Source organism: Plantactinospora sp. KLBMP9567 (assembly GCF_033446045.1).
Lineage (GTDB): Bacteria > Actinomycetota > Actinomycetes > Mycobacteriales > Micromonosporaceae > Plantactinospora.
Window position 1 is genome coordinate 44236 of sequence record NZ_JAWQRR010000063.1, and the last position, 16097, is coordinate 60332.

A 16097-nucleotide genomic window follows, 5' to 3' on the forward strand; every position below is an offset into this window, starting at 1 on the left:
CCTCCACCTCCGCGTCCGCACCCGGCGGGAACCGACGGTCTGTCGGCGCTCGGCACCGCACCCGCGCTGCACAGTGAACTTTTTCCTCCCTTGCGGTCCGGCGGACCGCAAGGTCGGGCGCGGTGTGTGAGCGCCGCGCGGTTCAGGTTGAAAAGGTTCAGTGGTGCCGGCTTGTGCGGGGTCAGGCCCAGGCCCGGTCGAGTGCCAGCGCCAGCCGGTTGGTCCACTGCGATGCGGTGCCGGTGGCGCCGGGGTACTCGTCGACGAAGTTCGCCCAGTCGACGTCCCAGCCGAGCACGGTCTCGGCGGTGAAGGCGTCGGCTTCGGCACCGAGCTCGTCTCGCATGAGCGCGCGGACGAGGTCCCGGTCGACGGTGGTGTGTTCGGCGAGGAGGACGGCGTCGTACAGGTCCTTGCCCTGCGGGTACATGTCGGTGGCCAGCCACAGCAGCTTCCACGCGAGGGAGAGCGGGGCGGACGCGGCCAGCAACGGCTCGTCGACGCCGGGCAGCACCAGCACCTCCGGCGCGAGGGGGAGCTGTTCGCCGAAGACGATGTCGAGCTGCACGTGCCCGTCCGGCGCCCCCGGCGTACTGAACGGGACGACGAGTCGCCGACCGTCGGCGCGTTCGTACGTCCAGATCGCCGACTCGGTGATCCGGTCCGCCCGCAGCCCGGCGTCGGCCGGGATGCCCCGGACGGCGGCCTTGATGTCGGCGAGCAGTGTGCGTGCGTCCGCGCTGTCGCTCTTGATCGTGTGCGGGGTGACGACGAAGTCGAGGTCCCCCGGCTCGCGTGCGGCGCTGCCGACCCAGGCCGCCATCGTGAGACTGCCGCGCAGCACCAGGTGCTCCGCGCCCCAGAGTGTCCCGGCGATCGCCGCGAGGATGCGGTTCATCGCGGTGTGCCGGGCGCTGATCCACCGCTGGCCGGTGGCTGCCACCAGAAAGGCGGGCTCGCCGGCCCGGTACGCGTTCTGGTGGTGCTTCAGCGCCGGGTCGAACGCCGCCCGCTGCCGGACGGTCGGATCGGCGGGCAGCGGCTGGTACGTCGGTGGGTAGTCCGGCGAGCTGGCCGGGGCGGTCCGCATCTTGTCCTCGCGCTCGAGTTCCCAGGCGTTCGCGTCCCAGATCGGGGCCTCCCTGAGCCAGCCCTGGTCGTGCGACAGATGGCTGTCGAACACGACGTACTCCTGCTCGACCGTCACGATCTCGTGGCCGGCCGCCCGGAGAGCCTCGACAAGCGTGTCCAGCCGCTGCCTGGCCGTGCCGATCCCGACGCCGTGGCAGCGCTGGGTGACGAACCGTTCCTGCGTACCGTCCGCGCGTTCCCGGCGCGCGTTGCGGGAGAGCCGGGCGTCGTGCGGCGAGACCACGTCGGTGACGGCCAGCAGGTCCGCGACCGCCGCACTGGGCAGCAGCAGTTTGACGTGGTGCTCGAAGTACCGGCCCGCCGGCTCGGCCGCCGCCTCCTCGTCGGACCGTGGTACACCGACGCACCACGGCGCCGCCTCGATCTTGGAACGAATCGGATGTAGGCCGGCGCTGCGCAGATCGCGCTGCCAACGCTCCACCGCGGCGTGCTGTTCCTTCAGGGTGCCCCGGCCGGTCAGGGTGAGCATCGGTTGAGAGGCGAACACGCCTCGGTCGAGCACGATGTGCAGGAACTTCACCCCGTGCTTCGCCGCGAACGCCGCCAGCTTCTCGCCGTCCTGGGCATGGACCGTAACGTGGATCTCGAAGTCCCCCGACACCTCAGACATCGGCGTAGCGTACGGGGCTGCCACCAAGCCCGGAAACGCGATTTCCCGCCGCGCCGCTTGCCTCGGTCCGCGGACGGTACCGCCGGATGGTGGGCAGGATCCGGGTGGCCCGGTCGACGAGGCGGCCGACGAAGGCGGCGTCGGCGAGGACGAACCGTACCGGTGTGGTCAGGTATGGTGCCTGGCTGCCATGCTGGCTAGTTCAACCGATAGGCATGTCGGAGTTGCGCGATGCGCGTCGGCTGGAAGGCGCGGCAGGTCGCCCCGGCTGTCACCGTCCTGGTGTTGGTCGCCGGCTGCGGGAGCGCGGACGGTGACGATGACACCGCATCTGCGCCGCCAGCGGCCTACAGCGACGAACAGTTGCAACTTCTCTGCGCGGACGAGTCCGTGTCGTACCCCGGCTCGCCCGCCTACGCCGGAGTCGGTCCGCACCCGATCCGCTTCTACGTGGAGTCGCCGACCCCCGACGCGTTTGTCATGCCGTCATTTCCGCTGTCCGGGCTGAGTCGGAAGTGGTCCCCGTCGCCGGGCAGTGCCCAGCTCGTCGGCTGCGCCCGCCGCGACGCTGAGGGACCGGCGTTCCTGTCCTGCGGGCCGTACACGGCGCCTTCGAGCGGTACGCCTGGGCCGGCGGCGAAGGTGGGCAAGCCTGCCGAGGTGACGTACGTTGGCTCCGGCCGTAGTACTTGCGTGCGCAACAAAACTAGACCATGATCAAGGCATCGTCATCGATGCCTTGGAGGTCACTGATGCGGCGAGCACACGTGCGGGTCGGAGCTGGTCTGTTCGCGGCGGTCGGCATGGCTGCCGCGCTCGGCGTCGCGGCGTCGCCCGCCTCGGCGCAGCCGACCGGCCTCACCTTCTACAGCACGCCGTTCAGTGTGGAGGTGCTGCACCTGGCCGCCCCGACCGGCGAGTGTGCGCCGCTGCCGGCGACCGCGGCCGGCCACGTCGGCTGGAGCGGCTTCACCAACGTCGTCCTCTACCGGACCGCCGACTGCACCGGCCAGGCGACCAGCACCGGCACCCTCCGCACCTACGATGCCGGCCGATTCACCAGCTTTGTCGCCTACTGACCATCCTCCGGCGCGGCTGCGGGACCTTCACCAGGACACCAGAGGCGTTACGCCGGCTGGTTAACGCCTCTGGTGTCCAGGTGAGTGCGACGGGGCGGGTGGTGAGGCGTCGAACTGCGAGCCAGGTTGCGGTGCCGTGCGGCGGCGGGGTCGGGCGGCGGGGCATGCGGCGGCGGGGCATGCGGGGCCGGGTCGGCCCGCGTGGCGACGGCGACTTGCACCGCCGCGTACTCCTCGGCGGTCAGGACCACCTCGTCCGCTGACTCGGACGTCCTGCCCTCCTGGCTTCCTCAGGTGGGCAGGGCGATCCAGGTGGCGCGGGCGCGGGCCAACTCGGCGCCGTCCGGGCCGTACAGAGTGGTGTGTACCAGGGCTTTCCGGCCCTCCGACGTGGCGAGGGCGCCGCGTACCACGCACTCGTCGCCGGGGGCGGGCAGCCGGTCCAGGCGTACGGCGATCCGGCCCAGCACGTACGGCCGGCCGGCCCCGATCACCGACCATCCGCCGGGGCAGTCCAGTGCCGCCCAGATCGTCGCGGGCGCGACGTCGTCCGGGACGGTCCACGGGGCGGCGGTGCTGCCGTCGGCGATCCGCCCCGGAAAGATGCCCAACCCGTCGGTGCGGTCCGGGCCGCAGACGTAGCAGGTCGGGAACGGGTGGTCGGCGAATCCCGGGTACCCCTTGGCGGCCTCGACCGCGTCCGCGTACCCGATCGGCGGGACCACGGTGTCGACCTCGACCTCCGACGCGACCTCGGCCACGACGGTGCCGTCGGCGGTGCGGACCTTGCAGTCGAGCAGCGACAGCGGGGTGTCCAGCGGCGGCGGCATCCGGAGCGTGACCTCGCAGTTCTCGCCGTGCGCGAAGAGGCCGGCGGAGTAGCCGCCGTTGCCGGAGCCGGGCGGTCCGTTGAACCGGGCGGGGATCAGCATCGGACGGCCTTCCGCGAGGTCGTGGCCCGGGTCGCGGGCCGGCGTGGCCCGGTGATCGGGCCGGCGAGGAACGACCCCACGGTACGCGGCACGTCGTGCCGGCCAGAGACGGGCGCCCAGGGACAGTGCCCCGGACGCCCGCCCAGGGACGGGTACCCCCGACGCCCGCGCGGCGTGCTACCAGCGGGACGGCGGTGGTGGCGGGACGACCGGCGGGCGGTCGTCGCAGGTGATGGTGTTCGGCAGGAGCCACGGCGCCAGCCACGGGCCGGTGGTGCCGCCGCCGTCGTTGCCGCCGAGGTCGGTGAGCCGGAACTCGGAGCCGGTCGGCGGGAAGTTGAACGAGCCGCAGTTGTTCACCCCGACCGCGCCGACGTTGCGGGCGTCGACGTTGGAGAACGACGCCCCGCCGGCCACCCGGGCGCTGACCACCGAGGTACCGGTGCCGTCGACCCGGATGTCGGTGAACTTCACCCCGTTGATCTGGTGGAGGTCCTTCACCGAAAACTCGCTGACCAGCATGATCGCGTTGTAGGTGCTGTCCAGGTAGTGGTCGCCGGTCACCTGGATGTCCGCGTCGATGTCCCCCTCCAGCGCGTAGATCCAGATGGCGCCGAGCCCGATCTTCCAGTTCAGCTCGTAGGTCCCGGCCCGCACCACGGTGTTGTTCCTGATCCAGGTGGTGCCGGCGAACGGCTCCGCGCCGAACCGGGAGCCGAGCTGGATGCCGCTGCCCTCCCGGATCGGGTCCGCGATCAGGTTGTTCGAGACCGTGTTGCCGGTACCGCCGTAGAGGGCGATTCCGTTGGCCAGGGTCGGGGTCTGGACGGTGTTCCGGTCGAAGGTGTTGCGGGCGTCCGGCACCTTGTCCGACCACATCGCCAGGGCGTCGTCGCCGGTGTTCCGGATGAAGTTGTTCCGGACCACCGAGTCGGTGACCCCGGTGTGGAAGTTCAGCGCGTCGGCGATCTGGTCCACGATGACGTTGTTGGTGACCCGGACGTTCCGCATCGGGCCGTCGAACCAGATGCCGACCTTGGTGTGCCGGATGTGCAGGCCGTCGATGGTCGAGTCGCTCATCGCGCCGCCGATGCCGTTCACCTGGTCGGTGTCGATCCGCTCCCGTACGTCGCCGGAGATCGCGAAGCCGGAGAGGTGCACGTTGCGGCTGCCGCCGTCGGCCGCGTCCCTGCCGTAGAAGCCGACCCCGGTGTGCACCGAGCCGTCCGGCGCCGGCTCCGGCAGGGCCACCTGGCGGCCCTTGATGACCGTGTACCAGTTCCCGGCGCCCTCGATCGTCACGTCGTCGACGATGATGTGCCGGTTCACCTGGTACGTCCCCGGCGGCAGGTAGACCGTCAGTCCGGTCCGCTTCGCGAAGGCGATCGCCCGGTCGATCGCGTCAGCGGAATCCCGCCGGCCGGTCGGGTCGGCACCGAAGGCGAGCACGTTGGCGGCGAACAGCCGTACCGTCGGCGGGCCGACGAGTTCCGAGTCGAGCAGGTCGATCACGGTCCAGGCGGCGTTGCTGCCGGCCGGCGCGGTGAGGCGCACCCTGTCGCCGGCCCGGTAGGTCCGGTCGAGCCGGAGCCGCTGCTCGTCGTAGAAGTGCATCGGCCGGAACGGCTTGCCGATCGTCGGGAACGGCGTGGTGGCCGCCGGTACGCAGGAGCACTCGGTGATCCACCAGTCCGGGTGCAGCAGGTCGGCGTCCGGGTCGTTGCTGAACGGGTACTGGTTGTACAGCCAGGCATACTGCGAGGTCAGCGTCATGGTCTGCCGAGCCTTGCCGTTCACCGTGACGTGCAGCGGTGCGGTGATCCCGCCACCGTCCGGCGCGTCCGGGATGCTGTAGCGCACGGTGATCGCGTTCGCTGCCTTCGGCAGGGTGAACTCGACGTACTGCCCCGGGTGCAGCCGCACCGCCGATCGGCCGGACGCCTCTGCCGGCAGCGTGTACGCCGTCCGGTCCGGGCCGATCACCGCGCCGGTGGTCCGGGCGTGTTCCGCCTCCTGTTCGAGGAAGTCGACGCTGGCGCCCCGGCCGGTCACGAGTGCGGGGTCGAGACCGGCCCGGGTGACGACCGGGGCGGGACCGGTGCGGCCGGTCGGCTGGGCGGCGGTGGCCGGGGTGCCGGCGCCGACGGCCGAGACGCCGATTCCTATGAGGGTCGCTGTGGCGAGCCAGCGGGACGGTCGCCCGGACCGTCGTGCCGGAACTCCGATGGTGCTCCGTGACATCGGGGACTCGTTTCTCTGGGGGTCGTCATGTTATTGCAGAAAACTGTCCACAAACAATCGGCGGTTCGTCGCGTATCGCGCGGCACTTGCGGGGATCAGGATGGTCTCGCCCCGGGTTCGCCCGGCCTCGGCCGTCGCTGGCGTGCCTGACCTGGTGGCGGAGGACCATGCCTCCCGGCTGCTCCGGGAATCCGACGCGCCGCTGGCCGCCATCGCCGCCCGGGGCGGCAACGCCTCGGAGTTCGCCTCCGGCGCTGCCGCCGAAATGAGTGGGTAGGTCTTCGGTCCGTCGGTAGCCTGAGGGCGTGCCCCCGCAGCTCCCGCACCCGGATCCGGGGGTGCCGGACACCCGGGGGCCACTGCGCTACATCTGGTGGCTGGTGCGTAGCCAACCCGTCCGGGTGCTGCGGGGCAGCCTGCTCGGCACGGCCTGGATGGTCGGGCTGTCGCTGCGGCCGTACCTCGTCTCCCGGGCGATCGACGACGGGCTGCGGACGGGTGACACGCATGCCCTGCTGTTCTGGGTCGCCACGATCGTCGTCGCCGGGTTCGGGCTGGCCCAGCTCGGGATCCAGCGGCACCGGACGATGACCTTCATCCGGGAGGACGCGAGCGGGCGCTCCGCCGCCGTACTGCTACGGCAGCTCTCCCGGATCGGTGCGGTACTGCCGCGCAAGCTCGCCGCCGGTGAGGTTGCCACCGTCGGGGGGTCCGACATCGCCAACACCTCGCACGTGTTGACATTGACCGGGCCGGGCGTCGGCGCGATCGTGGCGTACGCGGTCATCGCGGTCGTCCTCTGGTCGGTCTCCCCGCTGCTCGCCATCTGCGTACTGCTGGGCGTGCCGGCGGTCGCGGTCCTGATCGGGCCGCTGCTGCGCCGGTTGGAGCGGGCCGAGTCCCGCTACCGGCAGCGGCAGGGGATCCTCACCACCCGGGCCGGGGACATCGTCGCCGGGCTGCGCGTGCTCGTCGGGGTCGGCGGCCGGGACCTGTTCGCCCACCGGTATGCGGCCCGCTCCGAGGAACTGCGGGACGAGGGCTACCGGGTCGGCGCGGTCGGTAGCTGGCTCGAGGCGCTGACCGCCGCGATCCCGGCCGGCTTCCTCGCCGCCGTGGTCTGGCTGGCGGCCAGGATGGCCGTAGACGGCGACATCACCGTCGGGCAGCTCGTCGCCGTCTACGGGTATGTCGCGGTGCTGGTCGTCCCGGTCTGGTTCCTGATGGAGGGGAGCCGGATGATGATCCGGGGCCGGGTGGCCGCCCGCCGGATCATCGCCCTGCTCCGGCTGACCCCGGACGACGTCACCGGCTCGATCCCGGACGGTGTCGCTGGCGCGGCCTCGGACAACGTCGGTGGCGCGACCCGGGACGGCCTCGGTGGCGCGACGGAGCGGGCCGCCCCGACCGGCCCCGCCGACCTGCACGATCCGGTCACCGGGCTGACCGTGCCGGCCGGGTGGCTGATCGGGGTCGCCGCCGCCGACCCGGCCGAGGCGATAGCCCTGGCCGACCGGCTCGGCCGGTACGTCCCCAGCGAGGTGACCTGGGGCGGCGTGCCGCTGACCGCGATCGCGCTGCCCGAGGTGCGGGCCCGGATCCTGGTCGCCGACCACGACGCCTACCTCTTCGCCGGCACCCTGCGGGAGATCCTGCACAGTGGACGGTGGCATACCGACGCCGGTCTGCGGGCCGGTCTGCGGGTCGCGTCGGCCGAGGACGTGGTGGACGCCCTGCCCGAGGCGCTGGACACCCCCATCGACACCCGGGCCCGCCGGCTCTCCGGCGGCCAGCGCCAGCGGGTACGGCTGGCCCGGGCGCTGCTGGTCGAGCCGGAGGTGCTGATCCTGGTCGACCCGACCTCGGCGGTGGACGCGCACACCGAGGCGCGGATCGCCCAGCGGCTCCGGACGGCCCGGGCCGGTCGCACCACGATCCTGCTCGCCACCTCGCCGCTGCTGCTCGGGCACGCCGAGCGGGTGGCGCACCTGCGCGACGGACGGATCGTCGACGTCGGCAGCCACGCCGAGCTGCTCGACCGCGACCCGGGTTACCGGGCGCTGGTCTCCCGGGACGGCGAGCCGGTCGCGGCCGGCGGGTCCGCCGACGGCGAGGGGGCGCGACGGTGACCGGACTGCCGGTGGCGGACCTGGCCACCGTCCGCCGGGCGGCGGGTGACCTGATCGGCCGGGACCGGCGCGCGGTCGCCGTCATCCTGGTGTTGCACGTCGCGGCCACCGTCGCCGGGCTGGCCGCGCCCTGGCTGCTCGGGATCATCGTCGACAACGTGGTGGCCGGCGCCGGCACCGGCACGATCGACCGGCTGGCGTTGGCGATCGTCGGCTGCGTACTGGTGCAGACCGTGCTCTCCCGGTACGCCCAGTACGCCGGCCACCGGTTCGGTGAGCGCGCGGTGGCCCGGCTGCGCGAGGAGTTCGTCCGGCGGACGCTGGCGCTGCCGGTCTCGGTCGTCGAGCGGGCCGGCACCGGGGACCTCGCGACCCGAAGCTCGGTCGACGTCGCCACAGTCGGGGTCACGGTCCGCCAGGTGGTGCCGGTGGCGGTGATCGCCGTGGCGCAACTGACCCTGCTCTTCGGGGCGATATTCCTGCTGCACCCGGTGCTCGGCGTCGCCGCGCTCGCCGGGCTGCCGTCGATCGTCGCGGTGACCCGCTGGTATCTGCGCCGGGCCTCCACGGCGTACCTCGCCGAGGGCGCCGCCTCGGCGGAGCTGACCGAGACCCTGACCACCACCGCCGAGGGCGCCCGGACGGTCGAGGCGCTCCGGCTCACCGACGAACGGGTGGCACACGGCCGGGAGCGGATCGGGCAGGTCTGGGCGGCCCGGCGGCGTACCCTCCGGCTCCGCTCGGTCTTCTATCCGGTGGTGGAGTCGAGCTATCCGCTGCCGATCGCGGCGGTGCTGCTCGTCGGCGGCCTCTGTCTCGACAACGGACTGGTCACCCTCGGCGAGGTGGTCGCCGCCGCGCTCTACCTGCAACAGGCGATCGGCCCGCTGGACCAGATCCTGCAGTGGATGGAGCAGGCACAGCGCGGCGTCGCCTCGTTCGCCCGGGTGCTCGGCGTCGGCCAGGTGCCGCCGGAGCCGCGTGCGCATGGCGCCACCCCGGGCGGGCGGGAGATCGAGGTCCGGGGCGCGCGGTTCGGTTACGCCGACGGCCCCGACGTGCTGCACGGCATCGACCTGACGGTCCGGCCCGGCGAACGGCTGGCCATCGTCGGCCCGTCCGGGGCCGGAAAATCGACGCTGGCCCGGCTGCTGGCCGGGATCGACCGCCCTCGGCACGGCGAGGTGGATCTCGGCGGCTGCCCGGTCACCGACCTCGACCCGGCGCAGCGGCGTCGCCGGATCGCCCTGGTCACCCAGGAGCACCACGTATTCCTCGGTTCGCTGCGGGACAACCTGGCCTTCGCCGCCCCGGACGCCACCGACGCACAGATGCGGTCCGCGCTGGTCGCGGTCGGTGCCGACTGGTACGCCGAATTGCCCGACGGCCTGGACACCGAACTCGGGGACGGCGCCCGGGAGCTGAGTCCCGCCGACGCGCAGCAGGTCGCGCTGGCCCGGCTGGTTCTCGCCGACCCGCACACGCTGATCCTCGACGAGGCGACCGCCGCGCTCGACCCGACCACAGCCCGGCGAACCGAGCGGGCGCTGGGTGCGGTGCTGGCCGGTCGTACGGTGATCGCGATCGCGCACCGGCTGAACACCGCGCACGACGCGGACCGGGTGGCGGTGATGGCGGACGGCCGGATCACCGAGCTGGGCAGCCACGACGAGCTGCTCCGGGCCGACGGCGCGTACGCCGCCCTCTGGCGCTCCTGGCACGGCTGACCCGTCAGCGGAGCGCCCCGAAGAAGGTCCGTACGTCGGTGACGAAGAGATCCGGCTCCTCCAGCGCGGCGAAGTGCCCGCCCCGGTCGTACTCCGTCCAGTGCACGATGTTGTTGTCCCGCTCGGCGAGCCGGCGTACCGGTGCGGCGACGTCCGCGCCGAAGACCGCGACCCCGGTCGGCACGGTCAGCCGGCGCGGGCCCGGGTCGGCCGCCGGATGCGCGACCTCGTAGTAGTAGTTGGCCGAGGAGCCGGCCGTGCCGGTCAGCCAGTAGAGCATCACGTTGGTGAGCAGCAGGTCCCGGTCGACGGCGTCCTCGGGGACGTCGGCGGAGTCGGTCCACTCCTTGAACTCCTCCACGATCGAGCCGAGCTGCCCGACCGGCGAGTCGGTCAGCGCGTACGCCAGGGTCTGCGGTCGGGTTCGCTGGATCCTGGCGTACCCGGACATCTCCGGTTCGGCCCGGAACAGCCGGTCCAGCCGGGCCCGGTCCGCCTCGGTCAGCGCTGCCTCCTCGGCCGGGTCGCCGGAGGGGAGCGTGAGCAGGGTGTTCAGGTGCACCCCGACGACGTGCGCGGGGTCGAGAATGCCGAGTTCCCGGCTGATCGCGTGGCCCCAGTCGCCGCCCTGCGCGCCGTACCGCCGGTAGCCGAGCCGGCGCGTCAGCTCGGCCCAGGCCCGGGCGACCCGGCCGACATCCCAGCCGGGCTCGGTCAGCGGTCCGGAGAACCCGAAGCCGGGAATCGAGGGTACGACCAGGTGGAAGGCGTCGGCCGGGTCGCCACCGTACCGGCGGGGATCGTGCAGCGGCCCGAGCACGTCGAGGAACTCCACGATCGACCCCGGCCAGCCGTGCGTGACCACCAGCGGCAGCGCGCCGGGCTCCGGCGAGCGTACGTGCAGGAAGTGCACGGTGGCCCCGTCGATGCTGGTGGTGAACTGCGGTATTTCGTTGAGCCGGGCCTCCTGCCGGCGCCAGTCGTAGCCGGTTCGCCAGTACTCGACGAGTCCCTTGAGATAGCGCAGTGGCACCCCGCGCCGCCACGGGGTGTCCGGGACCTCGACCAGCCAGCGGGTCTCGGCCAGCCGACGGCGCAGGTCGGCCAGGTCGGCATCGGCCACCCGCAGCCGGTACGGCCGCACGGCCGTGTCGACCCGGACCCTCGGGTCGCCGCCGCGGCTCACGACCGCTCTGCGTCGGTGCGCGCGGGTTCGGCGATCGCGGCCTCCTGCTCGCCGAGCCAGCGGGCGTGGGTCTCCCAGGCCGACTGCTTGCTGGTGGCGAGGGCGGCGCCGACCTGCGTCCAGGAGGCGCCGGTCGCCCGGGCCGTCCGGACCGTCAACTGCCGGCCGTAGCTCGCCTTGCGCATGATCACCTCGCCGAGGGCGAGCAACTCCAACGCCTCCTCCCGGCTCAGCGGCCTGGCGTCCGGGTCGGCTGTGGTGTCGTCGTCCGGGTCGCCGGTCGCCGGAGCGAGCGCGTCCCGGAGCCGGAGCTGGTCGTATCGGGCGGCGGCGGTCAGCAGGGTGAACCGCTGTTCCAACTCGTCGGGAGTGGTCATGGGATCCACCCTGCCGTCAGATCACCTTGACGTCAAGTTGACTTGACGATGGTGACGCTGCCTCTGCCGCGACTGGAACCCGAGAACCCGTTCTGTCGTTAGTCCCCGACGACGGTTCTTCCGCGCGACCAAGGAGCATCCGGTGCCGACTCGACTCAACCCGTACCTCAGCTTCAGCGGCAACGCCCGGGAAGCGATGGAGTTCTACCAGCGTGTCTTCGGCGGCATGCTGGCGCTCAACACGTTCGGCGAGTTCGGCACCGAGGGCGAGCAGGCCGACCAGGTGATGCACGCCATGCTCGAGACGGACAGCGGGTTCACCCTGATGGGATCGGATGTGCCACCCGAGATGGACTACATCCCGGGCAACACCATCACGGTGAGCCTGAGCGGGGACGACGGCGACGAGTTGCGCGGCTACTGGACCGCGCTCTCCGACGGCGGCATCGTCTCGGTGCCGCTGGAACGGCAGATGTGGGGCGACGAGTTCGGCGCCTGCGTCGACCGGTTCGGCATCTCCTGGATGGTCAACATCTCCCCGCCGCGCGGCTGAGCCGGACGGGCGGCTGTCTATGCTTGGCAACCATGCCCGAGGGTCACACCATCCACCGGCTGGCAGCTCGGCACCAGGAGCTGTTCGGCGGGGAGAAGGTGCTGGCCAGCAGCCCGCAGGGGCGGTTCGCCGAGGGAGCCGCGCTGCTCTCCGGGGCCGTACTCGAGCAGACCGAGGCGTACGGCAAGCACCTGCTGCACCACTACGGCGGCGGGGAGGCGCTGCACGTACATCTCGGGCTCTACGGGAAGTTCGCCGACGGGGAGGGTGAGCCGCCGGCGCCGGTCGGCCAGGTCCGGTTGCGGCTGAGCACGGACCTGTACTGGCTGGACCTGCGCGGCCCGACCGCCTGCGAGTTGCTGTCCCCGCCCGAGGTCGAGGCGCTGCGGGCCCGGCTCGGCGCCGACCCGCTGCGCACCGACGCCGACCCGGAGGCGCCGTACGCCCGGATCCGTCGCAGTCCCACCCCGCTGTTCGCGCTGCTGCTCGACCAGTCGATCGTGGCCGGTACCGGGTTGATCTTCGTCACCGAGGCGCTGTTCCGGGCCGGCCTGCCACCCACCACCCCCGGGCGGGACCTCACCCCGGACGGCTGGCGGAAGATCTGGGCCGACCTGGTGGAGTTGATGTCGGCCGCCGTCGAGACGGGCCGGATCGACACCGTGCACCCCCAGCATCTGCCCGAGGCGATGGGCCGGCCACCGCGGGTCGACCGGCACGGCGGCGAGGTGTACGTCTACCGCCGCGCCGGACTGCCCTGCCATCTCTGCGGCACCGCGGTCCTCCGGGCGGACCAGGCCGGCCGCAACTCGTACTGGTGTCCCCGCTGCCAGCGGGCACCGCGCCGGTCCCGGGCCAAGCGCTGAACCGGGCCCCTGCGTGGCAGAGGCCCGGTGTTCCGCCGGCCGGTCAGGGCGTGACGCGGCGGATGGTCAGGGCGTGACCCGGCGGATGGTCAGGTAGCCGGCCCCGGCGAGCAGGGCGGCCAGCAGCGCCGGCCAGCCGACGAACCAGGCCGCCATCGGCTGGTCGGTCAGCCAGCCTCCGATGCCGGACCAGAGGTCGAGCCAGGTGAGCAGCACGGCGAGGCTGGCGAGCACGAGCAGGGTGGCGGTGCTCAGCAGCCACATCCCGGTCAACCCGAACCGCTTGTAGAAGACCGCGACGAAGATGCCGAGGAAGCCGAGCAGGATGAACGGCATGGTGTAGATCGCGATCTGGAGCAGCGGGTTCTGCTGGTCGATGAAGTTGAGGCCGAAGAAGCGCAGGTTGATCCCCCAGCCCCCGGTGGCGTTCTCGAGCAGTTGGCAGAGGAAGAGCAGGACGCCGAAGGCGACGGACTGGACCACCAGGAAGAGCGCGGTGGCCAGGTAGAAGGTCCGCCGGATCACGCTCAGCGCCATGCTGAACGGCAGTAGCTGGGTGATCCAGTTGATGCTGGTGACGAAGACGACGATGTAGATCGACATGAGGGCACCCGTCGTCGGGCTCTCGTCGATGTCACCGATCGCCAGGAAGATGCCGTAGTTCACCGCGAAGATCATCACCAGCAGCAGCCAGGGCCAGCCGACGGTGTTCTGCCAGCCGACCAGTTGGACCCGGGTCACGGTCAGCACGCGGTTCATCGGGTGGTCTCCTTCCGGGTACCGGTGGCGGCGCCGCCGGACCGGGCCTGTGCGGTGGTGAGCCGGATGACGATGTCCTGGAGCGAGACCGCTTCCAGGTCCAGCCCGAGCGCCTTCGCCTGGGCACGTTCGGCGGTGCCGAAACTGCCGCGCAGGGTCGCCCGGGCGTACCGGCCGAGGGTTTCGCGGTGCAGTTCCTCGTTGCGCGCGGCCAGCTCGTTCACGGCGTCGACCGGTCCGGCGACCGTGACCACCTGGCCGCGCAGCGTCTCGGCGGTGGTGTCCAGCAGCATCCGGCCCTGGTCCAGCAGCAGTACGTGTTCGAGCAGTTCGCCGACCTCGTCGATGAGGTGGGTGGAGAGCACCACGGTCCGGGGGTGCTCGGCGTAGTCGGTGAGCAGGTGGTCGTAGAAGAGGTGCCGGGCGACGGCGTCGAGTCCGAGGTACGGCTCGTCGAAGAGGGTCAGCGGGGCCCGGGAGGCGAGCCCGATGATGATGCCGAGCATCGAGTGCATGCCCCGGGACAGCTTCCGGACCTGCCGGCCCAGCGGTAGCCGGAAGTCCGCCAGCAGCGCCTGTGCGAAGTCCTCGTCCCAGCCGGGGAAGAGCAGCCGGGCCGACTCCAGGGCATGCCGCACCTTGAAGTACTGCGGGTAGGTCTGGCTCTCCTTGATGAAGCAGACCCGGGACATCACCGCCTCGTTCTCGTACGGCGGCTTTCCGTCGATTGTCAGCTCACCCGAGCTGGCCAGCAACTGCCCGGTCATGATCTGCATCAGGGTGGTCTTGCCGGCCCCGTTGCGGCCGAGCAGGCCGTGGATCCGGTTCTCCTCCAGGGTGAAGTTGACGTCGTCCAGGGCGGTGACGTCGCGGAACCGCTTGGTGACGTGCGCGGCGCGCACCACCGTACTCATCGCCCCTGCTCCCATCGGTCGATCATGCGCTTCAGTTCGTCGGCGTCGATGCCGAGCTTGCTCGCCTCGGTGAGTAGCGGGTGCAGGAACTGCTGGGCGAATTCCTCGCGGCGGCGGTCCCGCAGTTTCGCCCGGGCACCGGTGGCGACGAACATGCCGATACCTCGCTTCTTGTAGAGAATCCCGTCGTCCACCAACTGGTTGACGCCCTTGCCCGCGGTCGCCGGGTTGATCCGGTGGAAGGCCGCCAGCTCGTTGGTGGAGGGCACCTGGCCCTCCTCGGCGAGCGTGCCGTCGATGATCGAGTTCTCGATCAGTTCGGCGATCTGGAGAAAGATCGGTCGCCCGTCCTCCATCAGCCGGACCCGCCCGCCGCCCGCCGAAGCCCGGACGGCGGGCCGGCCGGGCTCAGCTTAGTGGGTTCACTACTCATGTAATTAACCATGCAACCGACACTCCTCCCTGTCAAGGTCGGGGAGTCGACACCCGGCGTCGCCCCGGCCACATCCCGCAGAGCCGCCGGGGCCCAGGCGCGGCGGTCACCGTCGGGGGTGCTGCTCTCCGGCATGCAGGGGACGCTGCTCTCCGGACCGGTGCGCAACTGGCGAGGTGGGCGGAGGGACGGGGCTTGGCGGGACTGATGGCGGTGCCGTTGGCGACTCGGGCGCGGACCACCCGCTGTCGGGCGGACGTCGGGTCGGACTGGTGGTGGTCGCGCGGGCCGAGGTGGCGCTCTGGGAAACCTGGTCCGGGGCGTCACCGCCCGCAGCGTCCGGGCGGACGGCGCGACGTTCCAGGACCGAAAGGCGCTGATGGGCCGAGGAGAATTCCCGCTACCCGTCGGGCTCTCAGTATCGGCGGCGGTTCGGCGGGCGTACGGTCACCGAGCCGAAGACGACCCTGGAGCGCACCTCCAGCACCGGGGCGCCGGGCGGGGCGGTGCCGCGCAGCTTGGATTCCTTGCTGCCGAAGACCGCCGTACCGGTGAGCCGGACCTCCACCCCCTCCGGTACGAAGATCGTCACCGATCCGAAGATCGCGGTCGCCTCGATCGCGACCACCCGGTGTGGGAGGTGGGTGTCCTGCAACTCGATGTGGCAGTCGCCGAAGATTGAACGCGCCTCCAGCCGGGCCGGCACCGGCCAGCGCCCCTTGCGGGACTCGTTGCCGAAGATCGCGACCACGCGTTCCGGAGCCGGCCCGGCCACGGCGGACTCCGCCAGGCGGGCCGGCAGTGGAGCGGTCGCCGAGTCGGTCGGCAGGTCGTCGGTGAGCCGGGCCAGTTCGCCCCGGGTCTTCGCGGCGTGTGCGGCGGCGGCGCGATCGGCGTACTCGTCCAGGGTCAGCCGGCCCTCGGCGGCCGCCGAGCCGAGCAACTCGACGACCTGCTCCCGTTCGCGGTCGGAGACCCGGATCCGGTCGGCGTCGTCCTGGGGTTCCTGCTCCACGCGGCATACTCTATCGGCAGTGAACGGCGCCGGGCAGCCGACATCGCTGGCCGACTGATCCGGGCCAATTCGGCTGGCCAGGGGTGTTTTCCGAGTCGGCGGTGGTCGACGAGGTGGCCGGAAG

16 protein-coding genes are annotated in these 16097 nt (G+C 71.9%); 7 read left to right on the forward strand and 9 right to left on the reverse strand.

The features are described 5' to 3' along the window. Positions 1 to 181: 181 nt before the first annotated feature. Positions 182 to 1762: a nucleotidyl transferase AbiEii/AbiGii toxin family protein gene (locus R6Y94_RS42840; RefSeq protein ID WP_318402951.1), complete on the reverse strand. Its 1581-nt coding sequence runs from the start codon at positions 1760 to 1762 to the stop codon at positions 182 to 184. Positions 1763 to 1993: 231 nt separating this feature from the next. On the opposite strand from R6Y94_RS42840, the gene R6Y94_RS42845 reads away from it, so the two are divergent. After that, on the forward strand, positions 1994 to 2479 hold the full coding sequence (locus R6Y94_RS42845; RefSeq protein ID WP_318402953.1) for a hypothetical protein: 486 nt from the start codon (positions 1994 to 1996) through the stop codon (positions 2477 to 2479). Between the two features lie 35 nt (positions 2480 to 2514). Further along, positions 2515 to 2841 (forward strand): hypothetical protein, encoded by a 327-nt coding sequence (locus R6Y94_RS42850; protein WP_318402955.1) that lies wholly within the window; start codon positions 2515 to 2517, stop codon positions 2839 to 2841. A 290-nt stretch (positions 2842 to 3131) separates the two neighbouring features. On the opposite strand, the gene R6Y94_RS42855 is transcribed toward R6Y94_RS42850, so the two are convergent. Further along, positions 3132 to 3773 (reverse strand): hypothetical protein, encoded by a 642-nt coding sequence (locus R6Y94_RS42855; protein ID WP_318402957.1) that lies wholly within the window; start codon positions 3771 to 3773, stop codon positions 3132 to 3134. Between the two features lie 177 nt (positions 3774 to 3950). Beyond that, complete coding sequence (locus tag R6Y94_RS42860; RefSeq protein ID WP_318402958.1) at positions 3951 to 6014, reverse strand: glycosyl hydrolase family 28-related protein; 2064 nt, start codon at positions 6012 to 6014, stop codon at positions 3951 to 3953. A 142-nt stretch (positions 6015 to 6156) separates the two neighbouring features. On the opposite strand from R6Y94_RS42860, the gene R6Y94_RS42865 reads away from it, so the two are divergent. The 3 genes from R6Y94_RS42865 to R6Y94_RS42875 are packed head-to-tail and all read left to right on the forward strand — an operon-like array spanning position 6157 to position 9870. Further along, positions 6157 to 6291: a hypothetical protein gene (locus tag R6Y94_RS42865; protein ID WP_318402960.1), complete on the forward strand. Its 135-nt coding sequence runs from the start codon at positions 6157 to 6159 to the stop codon at positions 6289 to 6291. A gap of 28 nt (positions 6292 to 6319) precedes the next feature. Then, positions 6320 to 8143, forward strand: coding sequence for an ABC transporter ATP-binding protein (locus tag R6Y94_RS42870; RefSeq protein WP_412103010.1), 1824 nt, complete (start codon positions 6320 to 6322; stop codon positions 8141 to 8143). Continuing rightward, on the forward strand, positions 8140 to 9870 hold the full coding sequence (locus tag R6Y94_RS42875) for an ABC transporter ATP-binding protein (protein ID WP_318402962.1): 1731 nt from the start codon (positions 8140 to 8142) through the stop codon (positions 9868 to 9870). The genes R6Y94_RS42870 and R6Y94_RS42875 overlap by 4 nt, the downstream gene beginning before the upstream one ends. A 4-nt stretch (positions 9871 to 9874) precedes the next feature. Here R6Y94_RS42875 and R6Y94_RS42880 read toward each other — a convergent pair whose 3' ends face one another. Continuing rightward, positions 9875 to 11014 carry an epoxide hydrolase gene (locus R6Y94_RS42880; RefSeq protein WP_318403003.1) on the reverse strand — a complete coding sequence of 380 codons (1140 nt, stop codon included), beginning with the start codon at positions 11012 to 11014 and terminating at the stop codon, positions 9875 to 9877. A 38-nt stretch (positions 11015 to 11052) separates the two neighbouring features. Beyond that, positions 11053 to 11433, reverse strand: coding sequence for a hypothetical protein (locus R6Y94_RS42885; protein ID WP_318402964.1), 381 nt, complete (start codon positions 11431 to 11433; stop codon positions 11053 to 11055). Between the two features lie 142 nt (positions 11434 to 11575). Between R6Y94_RS42885 and R6Y94_RS42890 the strand changes: the two genes are divergently transcribed. Continuing rightward, positions 11576 to 11986: a VOC family protein gene (locus R6Y94_RS42890; RefSeq protein WP_318402966.1), complete on the forward strand. Its 411-nt coding sequence runs from the start codon at positions 11576 to 11578 to the stop codon at positions 11984 to 11986. Between the two features lie 32 nt (positions 11987 to 12018). Beyond that, the gene (locus tag R6Y94_RS42895) at positions 12019 to 12852 is read left to right on the forward strand and encodes an Fpg/Nei family DNA glycosylase (RefSeq protein ID WP_318402968.1); all 834 of its coding nucleotides are present in this window, start codon (positions 12019 to 12021) and stop codon (positions 12850 to 12852) included. 66 nt (positions 12853 to 12918) lie between these two features. Here the strand turns inward: R6Y94_RS42895 and R6Y94_RS42900 are convergent, their stop codons facing one another. From R6Y94_RS42900 to R6Y94_RS42915, 4 genes are all read right to left on the reverse strand, one after another. Beyond that, the gene (locus R6Y94_RS42900; RefSeq protein WP_318402970.1) at positions 12919 to 13611 is read right to left on the reverse strand and encodes an ABC transporter permease; all 693 of its coding nucleotides are present in this window, start codon (positions 13609 to 13611) and stop codon (positions 12919 to 12921) included. Beyond that, positions 13608 to 14525 (reverse strand): ABC transporter ATP-binding protein, encoded by a 918-nt coding sequence (locus R6Y94_RS42905; RefSeq protein WP_318402972.1) that lies wholly within the window; start codon positions 14523 to 14525, stop codon positions 13608 to 13610. Before R6Y94_RS42905 ends, R6Y94_RS42900 begins: the two co-directional genes overlap by 4 nt. Beyond that, entirely contained in the window at positions 14522 to 14881 is a 360-nt protein-coding gene (locus R6Y94_RS42910; RefSeq protein ID WP_318402974.1) for a GntR family transcriptional regulator, read from the reverse strand. Before R6Y94_RS42910 ends, R6Y94_RS42905 begins: the two co-directional genes overlap by 4 nt. Before the next feature lie 492 nt (positions 14882 to 15373). After that, positions 15374 to 15973 carry a DUF1707 domain-containing protein gene (locus tag R6Y94_RS42915; protein WP_318402975.1) on the reverse strand — a complete coding sequence of 200 codons (600 nt, stop codon included), beginning with the start codon at positions 15971 to 15973 and terminating at the stop codon, positions 15374 to 15376. Positions 15974 to 16097: the final 124 nt, after the last annotated feature.

Coding starts and splice junctions, on each gene's coding strand:
- R6Y94_RS42840 (WP_318402951.1), bottom strand. CDS start 1,762: ATGTCTGAGGTGTCGGGGGACTTCGAGATCCACGTTACGGTCCATGCC.
- R6Y94_RS42845 (WP_318402953.1), top strand. CDS start 1,994: ATGCGCGTCGGCTGGAAGGCGCGGCAGGTCGCCCCGGCTGTCACCGTC.
- R6Y94_RS42850 (WP_318402955.1), top strand. CDS start 2,515: ATGCGGCGAGCACACGTGCGGGTCGGAGCTGGTCTGTTCGCGGCGGTC.
- R6Y94_RS42855 (WP_318402957.1), bottom strand. CDS start 3,773: ATGCTGATCCCCGCCCGGTTCAACGGACCGCCCGGCTCCGGCAACGGC.
- R6Y94_RS42860 (WP_318402958.1), bottom strand. CDS start 6,014: ATGTCACGGAGCACCATCGGAGTTCCGGCACGACGGTCCGGGCGACCG.
- R6Y94_RS42885 (WP_318402964.1), bottom strand. CDS start 11,433: ATGACCACTCCCGACGAGTTGGAACAGCGGTTCACCCTGCTGACCGCC.
- R6Y94_RS42895 (WP_318402968.1), top strand. CDS start 12,019: ATGCCCGAGGGTCACACCATCCACCGGCTGGCAGCTCGGCACCAGGAG.
- R6Y94_RS42900 (WP_318402970.1), bottom strand. CDS start 13,611: ATGAACCGCGTGCTGACCGTGACCCGGGTCCAACTGGTCGGCTGGCAG.
- R6Y94_RS42905 (WP_318402972.1), bottom strand. CDS start 14,525: ATGAGTACGGTGGTGCGCGCCGCGCACGTCACCAAGCGGTTCCGCGAC.
- R6Y94_RS42910 (WP_318402974.1), bottom strand. CDS start 14,881: ATGGAGGACGGGCGACCGATCTTTCTCCAGATCGCCGAACTGATCGAG.